This is a genomic window from Gemmatimonadetes bacterium SCN 70-22, assembly GCA_001724275.1.
Taxonomy (GTDB): Bacteria; Gemmatimonadota; Gemmatimonadetes; order Gemmatimonadales; family Gemmatimonadaceae; genus SCN-70-22.
In genome coordinates, this window is sequence record MEDZ01000057.1 from 1 (window position 1) to 15,999 (window position 15,999).

Below are 15,999 nucleotides of genomic sequence, written 5' to 3' on the forward strand. Positions count from 1 at the left end.
GCCCGGCGGTGACGACGACGCGTCCCCGCGCCGACATCCCGTCGGCGTAGCCGCGCGGGCGCGGCCACCCCGGGACGATGACGGGGGAGGGGGAGGGGGAGGGGGAGGGGGCGAGGGCGAGGGAGGGAGGAGGGGGCGGCGGGGGGGCGCCACCGACCGGTCTTGCAGCTGAGGGAAACGCCGGCGGGACCATCGCGGGCGAGGGGGGCGCGGCCGCCGCCGGCGCCGCCGCGCGCGCGCGATCGCGCAACACGAAGCGTTGCAGCTTCCCGGTGGCGGTGCGCGGCATGCTGTCGACGAACTCGATCGCCCGCGGGTACTTGTATGGCGCCAGCTGCCCCTTCACCCACTCCTGGAGCTTGCGCACCATCGCCGGTGATGCCTCGAACCCGGGCTTGAGGACCACGCACGCCTTCACGATGTGCCCGCGTTCCTCGTCCGGGACGCCGATGACCGCGCACTCCTGCACCGCCAGGTGCTCGAGCAGGACCCCCTCGACCTCGGGACCGGAGATGTTGTAGCCCGACGAGATGATCATGTCGTCGGTGCGCGCCTGGTACCAGAAGTAGCCGTCGGCGTCGCGGACGTACGAGTCGCCGGTGAGGTTCCAGCCGTCGCGCACGTAGGCGCGCTGTCGCTCGAGATTCAGGAGGTAGCGACACCCGGTGGGGCCACGCACGGCCAGGCGCCCGATGGTGCCGTCGGGAAGCTCGCGCATGTCGTCGTCCACCACGCGCGCCTCGTAGCCCGGCACGACCTTCCCCGTGGCGCTGGGGCGCACGTCGTCGCCCGAGGCGCTGATGAAGATGTGCAGCATCTCCGTCGCCCCGATGCCGTCGATGATGGTGATGCCCGTCGCCTCCTTCCATGCGGTGAAGGTGGCCAGCGGGAGTGCCTCGCCCGCCGACACGCAGCGGCGGAGCGACGACAGGTCGAAGTCGTTCCGCATCCCGAGCATCGCGCGGTACGCCGTGGGCGCGGTGAAGACCGTCGTCGCCCCGTAGTCCTGGATCGCCTGGATCAGGAACGGCGGGGTGGCCTGTTCGAGAAGGACCGCACTCGCCCCGATGCGCATCGGGAAGAGGACGATCCCCCCCAGGCCGAAGGTGAAGGCGAGCGGCGGGGAGCCGATGAAGACGTCGTCGGGTGACGCCTGGAGCACGTGGGTCGGGAAGCAGTCGCAGATCGCCAGCACGTCGCGGTGGAAGTGCATGGTCCCCTTCCCCTCGCCCGTCGTCCCCGAGGTGAAGGCGATGAGGGCGACGTCGTTGGCCGCGGTGTCGACGTTGGCGAACGTGGTGGGCTTGCCGCGCATCAGCTGCTCGAGCGAGGGGCCGTTGCTCCCCCCGTCGGGCGCATGGTACTCGAGGACGCGTGCGCCCTGGCGCGTCCGACCGTCCGCGTGCTGCGCCATGGCCTGCATGCAGTCGGCGGCGACGCGCGTGTCGGTGACGGCGAGCGAGACGTGCGCCTTGTCGGCGATGAAGACCAGCTCGCGCGCGCGGTTGAGCGGCATGGTGCAGACGACGATGCCCCCGGCCTTGAGGACGGCGAACCAGAGGGCGACCAGCATCGGCGAGTTGGCCCCGCGCAGCAGGACACGGTTGCCGGCCACGAGCCCCAGGTCGTCGACGAGGACGTGGGCCACCTGGTTGCTGCGCGCGAGCAGCTCCGCGTAGGTCCAGGTGATGCCGGGTGCCCGGAAGGCGACGCGATCGCCCCAGCCGCGCGCGATGGCGCGATCGAGGAGCTCGGTGGCGCAGTTCATCCGGTCGGGATAGGCCAACTCCGGAATGCCGCCGTAATCCATGACCGGCCAGAGCTCGGCCGGTGGGAGCGCGTCGCGGGCGAAGGTGTCGACATGGGCGGACGGGACGCCCCCGGGGATACGGCGGGTGCTGGGCTCAGCCATGCCTGGGCTCCGATTGGTGCGGTTCGTCGGCCGCGAGGACCTGCCCCGCGATCACGAGCTTCTGGATCTCGCTGGTCCCTTCGTAGATGCGGAGGGCGCGGATCTCGCGGTACAGCCGTTCCACCGGATGGCCCGACCGGACGCCGAGCCCTCCCAGCAACTGCACGGCGCCGTCGATGACCTGCTGCGCCGACTCGGTGGCGTGCAGCTTGGCCATGGCCGCCTCGCGGGTGACGCGCGCGCCCCGCGTGTCCTTGGTCCAGGCGGCGCGGTAGATGAGGAGTGCGCTGGCGTCGATCGCCAGCGCCATCTCCGCCAGTCGCGCCTGCGTGAGCTGGAAGTCGGCCAGCGCCTGGCCAAAGGCACGCCGCCGTCGCACGTGGGCCACGGCCTCGTCGAGGGCGCGGCGGGCGAAGCCGAGGGCGGCCGCGCCCACGGTGGAGCGGAAGACGTCGAGGGTGCCTAACGCCACGCGCAGCCCCTTGCCCGGCTCCCCGACCAGCGCGTCGGGGGGAAGGCGGCAGCCGTCGAAGCGGATCCGCGCCAGCGGGTGGGGGGCGATGACCTCCAGCCGCTCGGCGATCGACAATCCCGGCGTGGCGGCATCGACGACGAAGGCGGCGAACGCGCGTTCGCCGCCGGCCGGATCACGGGCAAACACCGTGTAGAAGTCGGCGATTCCTCCGTTGGAGATCCACGTCTTTTCGCCGTCCAGTCGCCACCACCCGTCCTCCTCGCGCGTGGCGGTGGAGGTCATCGAGACGACATCGCTCCCGGCAGCGGGCTCCGAGAGGGCGAAGGCGGCGATCGCCTCGCCGCGCGCCACGCCGGGGAGGTATCGCGCCTTGAGCGCCTCGCTCCCGAAGAGGGAGATGGGGCCGCTCCCCAGCCCCTGCATGGCGAAGGCGAAGTCGGCGAGCCCGTCATGATAGGCCAGCGTCTCGCGCGCCAGGCAGAGGGAGCGGACGTCCAGCGTCTCGCGAACCCCGCCGTGGGCGGCGGGGACGACGTGCCGCAGCCAGCCGAGGGCGCCGAAGCGACGCACCATCGCCGTGCACGCCGCATCGACGGTCGCGGCGTCGTGGTGCATCCACCCCCCCGCTTCGCGCGCGGCCTCGCCTCCCAGCTCGCGGGCCAGGGCACGGTGCGCATCGTCGAGGAACGGCCAGTCGAGGTACGAGGTGTCGCCCACGCGGTCCTCCTAGTTCCCCTCGAACCGCGGCGACTCGCGCTGCACGAAGGCGCGATAGGCCCGTTCGAAGTCGTTGGTGCCCATGCACACCGCTTGCGCCTGCGCCTCGTGCTCCAGCGCCGCCTCGATCGACATCCCCCACTCGGCGTGCAGGCATGCCTTGGTGACCCCGTGGGCGACCGTGGGCCCGTCGGCGAGCGAGCGGGCGAGGGCGAGGGCCTCCAGCTGCAACGATTCCGGGGAGACGACGGCGTTGTAGAAGCCCCACCGCTCCCCCTCGTCCGCACCCATGAAGCGCCCGGTGTAGAGCAGGTCGGCCGCCCGCCCCAGGCCGATGAGGCGCGGGAGCATGGCGCACGCCCCCATGTCGGCACCGCTCAGCCCGACGCGCGTGAACAGGAATGCGGTGCGCGTGCGGGGAGTCGCCAGGCGCAAGTCGCTGGCCATGGCGAGGATCGCCCCGGCTCCGGCACAGACGCCGTCCACGGCGGCCACGAGCGGCTGCGGGCAGGCGCGTATGGCCGCCACCAGCCCACCGGTCATTCGCGTGAAGGCGAGGAGCTCGTCCATCCGCCCGGCGCGCTTCGCCTCGACCAGCGGGCCGATGATCTCGTGCACGTCGCCCCCGCTGCTGAAGTTCTCGCCGGCGCCGGTGAGGATCACCGCCTTCACGTCCGTGGCGTGGACCAGCAGGCGGAAGAGCGATGTCAGTTCGGCGTACGAGTCGAAGGTGAGCGGGTTCTTTCGCTCCGGGCGGTCGAGGGTGACGGTCCCGACCCCGTCGGCCAGGTGCCACCGGAAGTGCGCGGGGGAGTGGCCAGCGAGCGAGGTGCGGGGGGTGGTGGGCATGGGCGCCTGGCGCGGGGAAGGGGTCACGTGCGGGCGAGGAGGCGTTCCAGCTGCAGCTTGCCGCTGCGGTACATCGGCGGCCAGAATTGCGCCTCGTGGCCTAACGCGGCGGCCGCCCGCAGCGTCCAGTGCGGGTCGGCAAGGTGCGGACGCGCCAGGGCGCACAGGTCGGCGCGCCCGGCGGCGATGATCGAGTTCACCTGGTCCGGCTCGGTGATGTTCCCGACCGCGATCGTGCGCGCCCCGAGCTCGTTCCGGATGCGGTCGCTGTACGGCGTCTGCCACATGCGTCCGTACACCGGCCGCTGGTCCGGCGAGGTCTGCCCCGTCGAGACGTGGATGATGTCGGCGCCGGCGGCGATGAACGCCCGGGCGATCTCCACCGACTCCTCCCCCGCCACCCCTCCCTCCACCCAGTCGGTCGCCGAGATGCGCACCGAGACCGGACGATCCTGCGGCCACGCCTCGCGAACGGCGGCGAAGACCTCGAGCGGGAAGCGCAGGCGGTTGGCCGTGCTCCCGCCGTAGGCGTCGGTGCGCCGGTTCGAAAGCGGCGTGAGGAACGACGAGAGGAGGTAGCCATGCGCACAGTGCAGCTCGAGCATGTCGAACCCTGCCTCGTGCCCCAGGCGCGCCGCGCGCGAGAAGTCGCGCACGACCGTGTCCATGTCGGCGCGCGTCATCTCGCGCGGCACCTGCATGGTGGGGCGGTACGCGATGGGCGACGGCCCGATCACCTCCCACGCCTCGCCGTCGGCCAGGGCGTCGTCGCCGCGCTCGAGCCCGCGCTCCACCGCTCCCTTGCGTCCCGAATGCCCCAGTTGCAGGCAGATCCTCGCGCGCGACCACTGGTGGGTGAAGTCCACGACGCGCCGCCATGCGTGCATCTGATCGGCCGTGTACATCCCGGTGCAGCCAAGGGTGATCCGTCCCTCGGGAGAGACGCACGTCATCTCGGTGAAGACGAGCCCGGCCCCCCCCATCGCTCGCGCGCCATAGTGCACCAGGTGGAAATCGTTCGGCACACCGTCGGCCGCGCAGTACATGTCCATTGGCGAGACGGCGACGCGGTTCTCGAGTGTCATGCCGCGCAGCCGGAACGGCGTGAACATCGGGGCGACGCCGCGTCCCGCCGCCTCGCCCCCCGCGCCCGTCGCCTCGCCCACTCCCGCCTGGCTCACCGCCGCCTCACGCTCCGCCCGCGAGGCGAACCAGCGCTCCATCCCCCCCAGGTAGGCGGGATCGCGAAGCCGGAGGTTCTCGTGGCTCACGCGCTGGCTGCGCGTGAGGAGCGAATAGGCGAACTGCTCCGGCTCGAGGGCGAGGTAGCGCCGCGTGTTCTCGAACCACTCCATGGAGTTGCGCGCCGCGTTCTGCAGCCGCAGCACGTCGGTCATGCGCTGCGCCTGGTAGCGGTCGACCGCCTGTACCAGCTCGGCGGGGAGCGCACCCGTGCCCCCCCTCGGGAACGAGCTCGCCGGGAGCGCGCCCAGCTCGCGGGCCAGGGCGATCGCGTCCTCCATCGCGAGCTTGGTCCCGCTCCCGATGGAGAAGTGGGCGGTGTGCGCCGCGTCGCCGAGGAGGATGACGTTCTGGTGGCGCCAGCGCTCGCAGCTCACGCGCAGGAAGGTCCCCCACGGGTCGCGGACGCGGTGCGGCGTGGCGTTGAACTGCAGCGCATGCCCGTCGAGCCACGGGGCGAACATCCGCTCGCACTCGGTGATGGTCTCCGCGGCGTCCATCCGGTCGAATCCGGCGCCGCGCCACGACGCCTCGTCGCACTCGACGATGAACGCGGACTGCGCCTCGTTGAAACGATAGGCGTGGACCTGGTACACGCCTCGCGGCGTCTCGACGAAGATGAAGGTGAAGGCGTCGAACCGCCGTGTGGTGCCGAGCCACACGTAGCGGTTGGGACGGACGTCGGTGGAGGCCCCGAACTCGCGGGCCCACGTGCGGCGGACGACGCTGTTGACCCCGTCGGCGGCGATGACCAGGTCGGCCCCCATCGCCTGCAGCGCGGCGACGTCGGGCACCTCGTGCCGGTAGTGCAGGGCCACGCCCAACGCCTCCGCGCGTCGCTGCAGGAGTTGGAGGAGGACCTTGCGGGCGATGCCGCTGAAGCCATGCCCGCTGGAGGTGATCGTGCGGCCGCGCACGTGGATGTCGATGTCGTCCCAGTGCGCGAAATGGTCGGTGATGGCGCGGAACGTCTCCTCGTCCGCCTGGCGGAAATTCTCGAGCGTCTGGTCCGAGAACACGACCCCCCATCCGAACGTGTCGTCGGGGGCGTTGCGCTCGTATACGCTGACGTCGTCCGCTGGGCGCGCCTTCTTCAACAGGAGCGCGAAGTACAACCCCGCCGGCCCGCCGCCGAGCACCGTGACGTTCATTCCGTCGCTTCTCCATCGTCCAGCAGCCCCCACGCCGCGAGCTCGTCGGCGAGCTCCTCGCTGAGCCGCGCTGGTCGGAGGTAGTACCACCACTCGCGCCCCGGGTCCAGACCGTCGTCGTCCTCGACGTCCTCCCCCCACAGGCACCCGGTCACCACCGAGGCATGCCGGAGCCTGGCGTCGAGCGGCGCCAGCTCGGCGCGCACCCGCGTCGCCTCGGCGGCCGGCGCGACCGCGGCGGCGGCGGCAATCGCGTCGCGGATGTCCATGTCGTTGAGGAGGTCGTCCAGGCCGAAGGGGTACCCGTCCTCGACGCTCCGCACGATCGCCTCCCACTTCTGCACCAGCGCGGCCAGCCCGCCCCGCACCACGTCTTCCGGGCAGCCGCGCTCGGCCAGCACCCGTCGTACCGCGTCGTCGTCACTCACGTGCCCCCCTCCGGCGTGCCTGACGGCGGAAGTACGCCTCGCCGTCGTTAGGTCTGAAATAGGTGCGGATGGTCCCGTCCGCATCGAAGGCGAGGAAGGCACCGCTCGCCCGGTCGAAGCGCGACCGGCTCCCGTCGCCGCGCCGCAGCTCGAGGATGTCGCCCCCCACCGGGGCGTCGCGCAGCGCCTGCGCGCGTCGCAGGTACTCCGCCTGCGAAATGCGACCGAACTCGGCGCCGTGCCTGGCATGGTGCTCCTCGAGCTGGCGCCGCGACCGGAAGCCGACCGACGTGGCGAAGCCCCGCGGCGGTGCGGCGGGTTCCGCGGCATGCGGCGATGCCGACTCCGTGAGCGTGCGCGGCGCCGCGCTCCCCGGGGCGGTGGAGAGCGCACCGATGGAGTCGCCCGTCACGTGAAGCGCCCCGCCGCGGCCGTCGTCGGCGAGGCCCCCGCCACACGCGAGCGGGGCGACGAGCGCCAGCCACGCCAGGACCAGGGGGAGGAACCGCCTCCCGCGCCGCGCCAGCGCCGTCAGCCGCATGGCCACGTCGGGCGGCTCCCTAACGCGCGCCCAGCCAGGCGGTACGGAAGGCGCGCATCGGCGCGCTCATCGGCTCGCCCGCCGCCTCGAACGGGACGATCTCGATGCGCGGATTGGCGGCGAGGGTGAGCGTCGTCGTGACCGTCGTCCCGCGCGACTCGTACGTGATGGGGACCACGTCGCCCGGCTTGTGGCTGGCGAGCACGCCGTCGAAGTCGTCGCCATCGTTCAGCGCGCGACCGTCGAGCGCGGTGATGCGGTCGTTGCGGTCCACGCCGGCGGCGTACAGCGGCGACCCGATCGGGGTCGGCGCCAGGACGACCGCCGCCCCCTTCTCGAACCGCACCGCCACGTCACCCGCCCACGCGGCGTTGGGGCGGGCCGGCCGCAACAGGAATCCGGCCTGGCGCAGGAGGTCGGCGTACGGGGCCGCCTCCCGCCCTTCGATGTAGCGCGCGAAGAAGTCGCGCGCGAAGGCCGCGTCGCCGGTCACGCGCGCCAGCGCCGCCCGGGCGTCGGCGATCGTGTACGGGCGCACGGGGGCGTAGTTGCGTTGCGCGCCGTGCGCCTGCCACATCTCGCGCATGAAGTCGTCCAGTGTCTTCCCGCGCCCGCGCAACGTGAGGTCGAGCGCGAGGGCGATCGCCTGCCCGAAGGGATAGTACGAGATGAAGGTGTTTCCCTTGTTCTGCGGGTCGATCGAGACGGCGGCATCGGTGAAGGGGGCCTGCCGGCTCATGTCGACGGCCGAGAAGAAGCGGCGTCCGGGCGCGTTGAGGACGAGGTTCACCGCCCCGGCCATCTGTACCGCCAGCTGTGCGTCGTCCAGGATCGCCGCCCGGCGCAGCACCAGCGGGCCGTAGTAGCTGGTGAATCCCTCCGCCAGCCACAATTCGCCCGACATGTTGGCATGCTCGAACGAGAAGGGCTCGAGCGAGCGCGGACGGATGCGCTCGACGTTCCACGCGTGGAAGAACTCGTGCGACACCGTCCCCAGCAACCCGCTCATCGAGGTGGCGAGCGAGCCGGTGCTCGTCAGCGAGGTCGAGTTGCGGTGCTCCATCCCGTCCCCGGCCGCCCATGGGAGGTACGTCGAGAGGAAGGTGTACGTCCCGCCGTCGAAGTCGGGGAGCGTCCCGAACACCGCCGCCGCCTGCTCGACGATCTTCTTCGTGGCGTCCACGTAGCGCGCTTCCTCGTCGGCCGTTCCGAGGTGGTGCAGCGCGATGCGCATGCTGTACGTCCTGCCGTTCGCGCGCACGGGCCAGCTGTGCCAGGACTGCTTCCCCAGGTGCACGGGCGAGTCCATGAAGTACTGGAAGTGGGGCGCGGTGAACGTCATCGAATCGCGGGTGGGGAAGAGCTGCGTCGCCACCGTCCAGCTGGGATCGGGGAGGTGGAACGTCACCCGCACCCCCCGCCCCTCGAGTCCGCGCGCCCAGGCGAAGGTGGCGGGGGTGTTGAGGTGCGCCATGCTGCGATCGATCCCGGCATACGTTCCGTCACCGCGGTCGCCGAACAGCGTGTAGGTCACCTTCACGGTGCCGTCGTGCCCGCTCACGTCCCACTGGTGCGGGTTGGGGCGGGTGACGCGCAATGCCCGCCCCTTCGAGTCGACCGCCCTGAAGGCGTAGACGTTCTTGGCGAACTCGTGCAGGGCGTAGCGCCCCGGCGAGCTGCGACTCATGCGCACCTCGAGCGCACGGGGCGGGAGCGCACGGAAGGTGATCGCGACCTCCGCTTCGTGGTGCGCGGCGTTGGGGAAGGCGATCTCGTACTCGATGGGGGGCGCGGCCGCGGCCCTGGGTGCGGCTGCGGCGTTAGGCGCGGCCTGGGCGGCGAGCGAGGTGGCGAGGACGGCGGCCAGCGGGGCGACGGCGAGGAGGGGGACGACGCGCATGCGACGGGCGATGAGGGGCCAGCGAAGGCGCCCGGGACCCCCGGGCGCCGCTGAATCTACCCCCCGCCGCGAGTCGGGCCACTCGGGGAGACGGACCCCTCCCCGCGCCCGGCCTATCGCTTGCCCCGCTGGGGAATGGCCATTCGCGACCCGGTCCAGATCACGACCGATCCGCACCCCTCGAACGCCTGGAACTGGGAAGGGGCGATCCCGGCCCGGGGATACACCTCGACGAGGCGGATCGCCGAGACGTTGACGACGGCGTCGAGGTCCCCGTCGAGGTTCATCACGCGCATCCCGTCGACGAACACGGTCGGCATGCAGGACTCGCTGAACCCCATGCCGCGCATCAGGACGCGGTCGCCGAAGGTGCCGCGTTCGACCCGCACGCCCGGGACCATGCGAAAGAGGTCGGCCACGTAGAAGGGCTGCCGCTTCTCGATGTAGGCCTCGTCCATGAACGTCCCGAACCCCTGTCGGCGTCGCATCTCGAACTCGCGCCGCTCGCGCGACTGGAAGACCGCCTTGGCGGTCACCTTCACGGTATCGAGGAAGGTCCCCAGTGCCTCGAGGCGCTGGTCGACGACGGTCTCGCCCCGCTGCATGATGTCCACGGGGTGTCGTGCGGGGAGGTACCCGAGCGCACGCACCTCGAGCGTGTACGTCCCGGCCGGAAGGGCACGCAGTCCGTAGACGCCGAGCGACGAGGTCGTATCCTCCACCCCGCTTCCCAGCACCACGACCCGCGCCCCCGGGAGCGGCTCGTCGTCGGGGCGCCGCACCACCCCGCGCACCACCCCGTCGCCCCGGAGCACGGTGGCGGTAGGCATCGTGCTGTCGGCGCCGACCTCGCGCACGGCCTCGGCGTACGCCCGCCCGACGTAGATGTCGCGCAGCAGCACGCCCGACGCCGGCACCTCCAACTCGGCAAAGCCGCTCGAGTCGCTGCCATTCCACGCACGCACCAGGACGCTCCCGCCCACGGGGAGTCCGCAGAGCGCCACCCCTCCGTGCTCGCTCGTCTCCGCCTGCAGGGCCGGGGTGGTCCGGAACAATCCTCCACCACCGATCGTGATCTCCGACCATTGCACCCGCACCTGTGACCTGGACAGCGGGAGCGCGTCGCCGGCCGAGCGCACGAAGCCGATGTAGACGCCGATCGTGTCGGAGCGCGCCCGCTCGCCGCAGTACACGGTGCGAATCGTCGCCCCGGACGGGGTGGCCAGGGGGACACGGACATTGCGGCCGCTCCGCACGTCCAACTGCCTGACCGGTGCCGTGATCCCGAGCGAGTCGAGCCGGGGGTGGTAGAAGCCGAGCAGGTATTGGCCCGCCTCGACCGAATCGAAGGCGAAGGCGCCATTCGCCGACGTCTGCACGGTTCGCGCCTGCGTGGCCCGGTCCGCCGCCACCAGCTGCACCAACGCCCCCGCCAGCGGCTGCGCGGCGAGCGAATCGACGACGACGCCTGATATGCGCGCGGACGCCCCGGTCGCGTCCTGCTGCGCAGGCAGCGGCGCCCCCGCGAGGGAGAGCGCCGCGAGGGCCGCGAGCACGAGAGATGCCTTCACCAATCGCCCATCCTTTCCACGCGTTGCACCTACGGCCGGCCGGGCGGCAACCGCCCCCGCTTCGCCAGCCATCCTCGGGCACCCGTCCATACGATCACCGATCCACAAGTTGGCGATTGAAACTCCGCCGGCGCCTGTATCCGTCGTGGGTACACCTCGATCGCCTGAACGATGCTCGCCGGGATGACGTCGTCGATGCTGGAGTCGTATCGGGGGACGCGGAGGCCGTCGACGACGAGTTCCGGTTCGCAGTCGCCCACGCCGTCGAGGGCGCGCATGACCACGGCCCGCGCCCCGTTGACCGTCACGATGTCGACGCCGGCGATGCCCCGCATCAGGTCCGTGAAGTGCAGGGGGCGCCGCCGCTCCACCTGGTCGGGATCGAGGAAGACACCCTGCGCCAGCGAGCGACGACGCCGGAACCCTGCCAGCGCGTCTCGTGGGTCGGGGCGTGCGCCCAGGATGCGCACCGTGTCGATGCTGGTGGGAATCTCCTCGAGCGGGAGCTCGATCCGCACCTCGTGCTGCACGAGCAGGTCCACGAGCTCGCGGCGCGGGGCGTAGCCGAGCGAGCGCAGCTCGAGCATCCGCGTCCCCGTGGGGACCCCGGCAAGGACGAATGCTCCGCCCTCGTCACTCCGGGTCTCGCGCCCCTCGCCCCACAGGCGCACGCGCACGTTGGCCAGGGGGGCGCCGAAGACATCGCGGACCGTGCCACGCAGGGTGGCGGCTCCCCCGTCCACGGGAGCGACGTACACGTCGCGCATCAGCAAGCCGTCGTTGGGGACCGCCACCTCCAGGGTGGCCCCGGAGTCGCTGGCGTGCGCAGCGCTGACCAGCACCAGTCCGCCGGCCGGCACGTGACACAGCGCGTACCATCCGTCGTCTCCCGTGCGCGCCGTCGATTCGCGGACGAGCACCCGTGCCCCCTCCTTGCCGCCGATGACGATCTCGCTCCACCGCGCCCGGACCGTGGCCCGCTCCACCGCGGCGGCGGTGGCCGCGCTTCGCACGAACCCCAGGACCGCCCCCGACGAATCGCGCATCGCCGCATCGCCACAGGCATGGCGCAGCACCGTCGCCACCGACGGGACCGCGAGCTCGAACGCATGGTCGTCCGCGCCGCGGATGTCGAGCGTCGTGAGCGGCGCCTCGATCCCGAGCGAATCGAGCTTGGGGTGCAGGAACCCCAGGACGAATCGTCCGCGGCCCACGTGCGCGAAGGCGAAGCGGCCGGCGGAGTCGGTCCCCGTCGTCAGCCGCACGTCGTCGCCACGCGCCCCGATTGCCACCAGCTGCACCAGCGCCCCGGCCAGCGCCGCGTGCGACACGCTGTCGTAGACCGTGCCGGCAACGCGGGCCATCGCGGCCCCGCTTCCCTGCGCGGACAGGGGGGAGACTCCCGCCAGTCCGCCCACCGCGATGGCTGCCACCGCCATGGTCAGCATCGCGCGCCCGCCGTCCATCGGCCGCGCCGCTCGTCTCGTGCGGCCCCCGATGGACATCGCCCACGCCCCCCGGCTCGGCATCCGCCGTTCAGGGCGCCCCGCTCCGGAAATCGTTAGGTACCGGCGTCGGGCCCGCATGATCGTAGAATCCTCGCCCGCTCTTCTTCCCGAGCATCCCGGCCGCCACCAGCCGGGCGAGCAGCGGCGGCGGGGCATAGCGTGTCTCGCGGTACGCCTCCCACATGATCTCCGCCACCTTCTGGAGCGTATCGAGCCCCACATGGTCGCACAGCGCGAGCGGCCCCATCGGGTGACCGGCCCCCAGCTGCATCCCCGTGTCGATGTCCTGCACCGACGCCACGCCGCGCTCGAGGGCCCGCACGGCGTCGAGCATGTAGGGGACGAGCAGGAGGTTCACCACGAAGCCGGGCGTGTCCCGGGCGGCGATGGGTTCCTTGCCGATGGTCCGCACGAACGCGACGGCGGCGTCCACCGTCGCATCGCTCGTCGTCACCGCGCGCACCACCTCCACCAGCCGCATTGCCGGGACGGGGCTGAAGAAGTGCAGCCCGACGAACCGGTCACCGCGCCTGGTCGCCCCCGCCTGCTCCACGATCGACAGGCTCGACGTGTTCGACGCGAAGATGGTGTGTGGCGCGGCCAGTGCGTCCAGCGTGCGCCAGAGCGCGCGCTTCGTGTCGAGCTCCTCGACCACCGCCTCGATCACGAGGTCGCACGTGGCGAGCGGAGAGAGTTCGGTGGTGCAGGTCAGGCGCCCCAGCGCGGCGTCGCGTTCCTCGGGAGTGAGCTTTCCCCTCTCGATCCCCTTCTGCAGCGATCGTTCGATCGACGCGCGCGCCTTGTCGCACAACGCATCGTCCAGCTCGCGGAGGATGGTCGGGTATCCCCCCTGCGCCGATACCTGCGCGATTCCCGAGCCCATCAACCCGCCACCAACGACGCCGATGCTGCGAATCTGGGTCATGCGGAATAATGAAACCGCCGCAGGGCGTCGGATAGGCGCCGCGACGGGTGACTACCGGATCTGCTCGACCTTGCGAGCCACCTGGTCGATGAAGTCGGCGAGCGGGTTGGCCGGCTTCCGGATCTCGCCGCGCTCGAGGCGGTCGAGGATCTGCTCGAGGGCGAGCTGGGCGCGGGCCACGCGGCGCCGCTGCGCCGCGGCCACTGCGTACGCGGCGGCTCCGCCTCCGACCGCTGGAGCGAGGCCCACCAGGACCCCGAACGCGACCGAACCGCCCGGGAGCAACGCCGAGAGCGTGACCAGGCCGGCGAGCCCGAGCACTCCTCCGCCCACCGCCAGCGACCCCCCGATCACGTGACGCCGGCGAGCCCCCGCGAGCGATGCGTCGAGCCGTACGATGCAGCGCTGCGCGTCGACCGGCACTACGGTCGCCCCCACTTCGTCGGTCGAGGTCAACGCGTACGCGCGCCCGCTGAAGTTGAGCCCCTGTTGCACCGTCCCCAGGAAGTCGCGCCGCGCCTCCCAGGTGAGGCGATCGGCGAAGCGACGCTTGGGCCGCAGCGATTCCTCCTTCTGCATCCAGTCGTCCAGCCGCCCGAGAATGTCGGTGGCGCTTCCGCTGACCACGCGTGATGCCGTCACCTCCTCACCGCCGAACAGCCCGCCGACGACTCCCCGCGCCTCCGGCAGCTGCACACGCGTGCGCTCTTCGGCAAGCGCCAGCCGCACGTGCTCGGGGCTGATCCCGACTTCCTTCCCCACCTCGATGAGCTGCGCCTCGCTCATCTGCTCGGCGGGCTCGGCCTGCCCGGCCTGCAGCTCGGCGGCGCGCGCCAGGACGCGCTCGAGCGAGGCGCGATCGAGGGGAGCGGGCGGTTGCGCGTCGGGGCGGCGCGCGGGCGTATCGCTGGAGCGAACGTCGGAGCGAGCGTCGGTCATGGCATCGCGGTCGTCAGATCCCACCCAGGACGACGTCGATCTGCCGCTGCAGCGCCGTCGCGATCTGGGAAGGGAGCGGAAAGGTGGCGGCGAATGCCGCCGACGGATCGCCGGCCCCCGGCTTCTGGCGGGCCAGTGAGAGGTAATATCGCTGATACCCGGCCAGGAGGTCGGGGGCGACGTGCTCCAGCAGCATCGCCCCTCCACGAACCGCCGACAGCGTCGTCCACCTGGCCGTGTCGCCGCTCCGCTCGTCGGCCGCCGAGGAGTTGTCGCGCACCGCGGCCGTCGCGACCGCCCCGACGACCTCGTGCGCGACGACGTACATCGCCTCGAGCGGATCCTCCCCCGGTGCGGGAAAGTTCACCGTCACGAAGTTGTCGCGCTGGCCAACCGACAGCGTGCGCCCCTCGCCCCCGAGCGGGAGGGAGAGGAGAACCTTCCCCTCGCGCTGCATGCTGTTGCGCATGAAGCGCGCGAAGGCCGGGCCGTACGTGCCCGTCCACATCGCCTCGACCGCGGCGCGCTGCGAGGCGCGGCGTTGCTGCTCCTGCAGCCAGTAGGCGTGGTAGAACCGCTGGCGCTCGTCGTCCAGGCTCTGCACGAACAGTCGCAGCCAGTCGCGGTCCTCGCCCGTGGGGAAGTACGTGCGCAGCGTGGCGTACATGCGCAGCTCCTCCTGGCTGCGCGCCGCGCGCACGTCGCCCCCGTCACGGATGAACCGGTCCACGCCGCGCCGCAGGTCATCCCAGCTGGCGAAGTACAAGGCGAGGAACTGCGCTGACGTGAGGTTGGCGTTCGCGGCGATGCGGCGTTGCAGCTGCGCACGATTCGCGTCCAGCAATCGCCCCGCCGCCGGACGCACCTGGCGCAACGCCGCGCCGTACCCCAGGCGGAAATACGGCACCAGCGAGGAGTCGTCCTGCAGCAGGGCGAAGCCGTGGAGCCACAGGTCGACGTGCTCGCGCGTGTCGATGCGCCACCCGCTCGCGGTGCGCGCGCCCCCCTGCATCCCGCCGGCCACGCCGGCCGTGTCGGCCCGCGCCGGCACCGCCGTGACGGTGACCGGGCCCGATGAGGCGCACCCCGCGAGTGCGACGACGCACGACGCGAGCGCGGCGATGCACCACGCGTGGGGCCGGGCGCGTGCAGGGCGCCGAGCCGCAGCCGGCGGAACCGAGGCAGGACGATCGTGGGGCATTCGTGTGTGGTAGAACTACGAAGCGGTGGCGACGAAAAGTGTCACCTCGTCGATCGATTCTACCTTCGATGCCCCGCCGACGTTCTCCCGTTGCCTGTTCCCGGGCCGGACTCCGGCTCCGGCGTCGGTGTCCGCCGTCGCAAGCTCGGCGCTCCGGGCCCGCGAGATCCGACGCTCCCCTCCTCCCTCCGGCGCCTTGCGAACGGTGTCCCCCTGCGGACGCCCATGCTCGCCCTCGTGGGCCCAGCGGGCTACTGCCCGACGCCGCGTCCGCAGGTGATGCAGAACTTCCACCCCACCTCGAGCTCGGTGGCGCAGGCGGGGCAGTGCTGCACCGTCAGGTTGTGGCCACAGCTCGGGCAGAAGGTGACGCGGCGCCCCTCGGGGAGCCCGCCACCACAGTAGCGGCAGGCGGAGCCGGCTAGGGCCGGGGAGGGGGCAGGGCGCGGGGGAGCCATCTGGGTCCCTGTTGGAGGTGCCACGGGCTCGCGTGGCGGTGGGGCTGGCTTGGCTGGTGCGGCGAAGGAAGGGACCGTTGGAGGCTTGGGCGGTGCTGGTATTGGTGCGGGCGACGCCGGTGCGGGCGACGCCGGTGCGGGCGACGCCGGTGCGGGCGACGCCGGTGCGGGCGACGCCGGTG

12 protein-coding genes are annotated in these 15,999 nt (G+C 72.0%); all 12 read right to left on the bottom strand.

Translation table 11 applies throughout. The features are described 5' to 3' along the window. The coding region (locus ABS52_18075) for a hypothetical protein (protein ID ODT00666.1) at positions 1 to 1,912 on the bottom strand (1,912 nt) is incomplete at its 3' end. After that, the gene (locus ABS52_18080; protein ID ODT00667.1) at positions 1,905 to 3,104 is read right to left on the bottom strand and encodes an acyl-CoA dehydrogenase; all 1,200 of its coding nucleotides are present in this window, start codon (positions 3,102 to 3,104) and stop codon (positions 1,905 to 1,907) included. The genes ABS52_18080 and ABS52_18075, both read right to left, overlap by 8 nt. Positions 3,105 to 3,113: 9 nt before the next feature. Continuing rightward, on the bottom strand, positions 3,114 to 3,953 hold the full coding sequence (locus tag ABS52_18085) for an enoyl-CoA hydratase (protein ID ODT00668.1): 840 nt from the start codon (positions 3,951 to 3,953) through the stop codon (positions 3,114 to 3,116). A 23-nt stretch (positions 3,954 to 3,976) separates the two neighbouring features. After that, entirely contained in the window at positions 3,977 to 6,346 is a 2,370-nt protein-coding gene (locus ABS52_18090; protein ODT00669.1) for a salicylyl-CoA 5-hydroxylase, read from the bottom strand. Beyond that, a complete protein-coding gene (locus ABS52_18095; protein ID ODT00670.1) occupies positions 6,343 to 6,774 on the bottom strand; it encodes a hypothetical protein in 432 nt (143 codons plus the stop codon). The genes ABS52_18090 and ABS52_18095 overlap by 4 nt, the downstream gene beginning before the upstream one ends. Then, positions 6,767 to 6,994 carry a hypothetical protein gene (locus ABS52_18100; GenBank protein ID ODT00676.1) on the bottom strand — a complete coding sequence of 76 codons (228 nt, stop codon included), beginning with the start codon at positions 6,992 to 6,994 and terminating at the stop codon, positions 6,767 to 6,769. Before ABS52_18100 ends, ABS52_18095 begins: the two co-directional genes overlap by 8 nt. Before the next feature lie 340 nt (positions 6,995 to 7,334). Continuing rightward, the gene (locus ABS52_18105) at positions 7,335 to 9,182 is read right to left on the bottom strand and encodes a hypothetical protein (protein ID ODT00677.1); all 1,848 of its coding nucleotides are present in this window, start codon (positions 9,180 to 9,182) and stop codon (positions 7,335 to 7,337) included. Positions 9,183 to 9,328: 146 nt separating this feature from the next. After that, on the bottom strand, positions 9,329 to 10,771 hold the full coding sequence (locus tag ABS52_18110) for a hypothetical protein (GenBank protein ID ODT00671.1): 1,443 nt from the start codon (positions 10,769 to 10,771) through the stop codon (positions 9,329 to 9,331). Positions 10,772 to 10,815: 44 nt separating this feature from the next. After that, positions 10,816 to 12,252, bottom strand: a complete 1,437-nt coding sequence (locus ABS52_18115; GenBank protein ODT00672.1) for a hypothetical protein — start codon at positions 12,250 to 12,252, stop codon at positions 10,816 to 10,818. A gap of 70 nt (positions 12,253 to 12,322) precedes the next feature. After that, positions 12,323 to 13,219, bottom strand: a complete 897-nt coding sequence (locus ABS52_18120; protein ODT00673.1) for a 3-hydroxybutyryl-CoA dehydrogenase — start codon at positions 13,217 to 13,219, stop codon at positions 12,323 to 12,325. Positions 13,220 to 13,270: 51 nt separating this feature from the next. Next, the gene (locus ABS52_18125; GenBank protein ODT00674.1) at positions 13,271 to 14,182 is read right to left on the bottom strand and encodes a hypothetical protein; all 912 of its coding nucleotides are present in this window, start codon (positions 14,180 to 14,182) and stop codon (positions 13,271 to 13,273) included. Continuing rightward, a complete protein-coding gene (locus ABS52_18130; protein ID ODT00675.1) occupies positions 14,172 to 15,209 on the bottom strand; it encodes a hypothetical protein in 1,038 nt (345 codons plus the stop codon). Before ABS52_18130 ends, ABS52_18125 begins: the two co-directional genes overlap by 11 nt. Positions 15,210 to 15,999 lie beyond the last annotated feature (790 nt).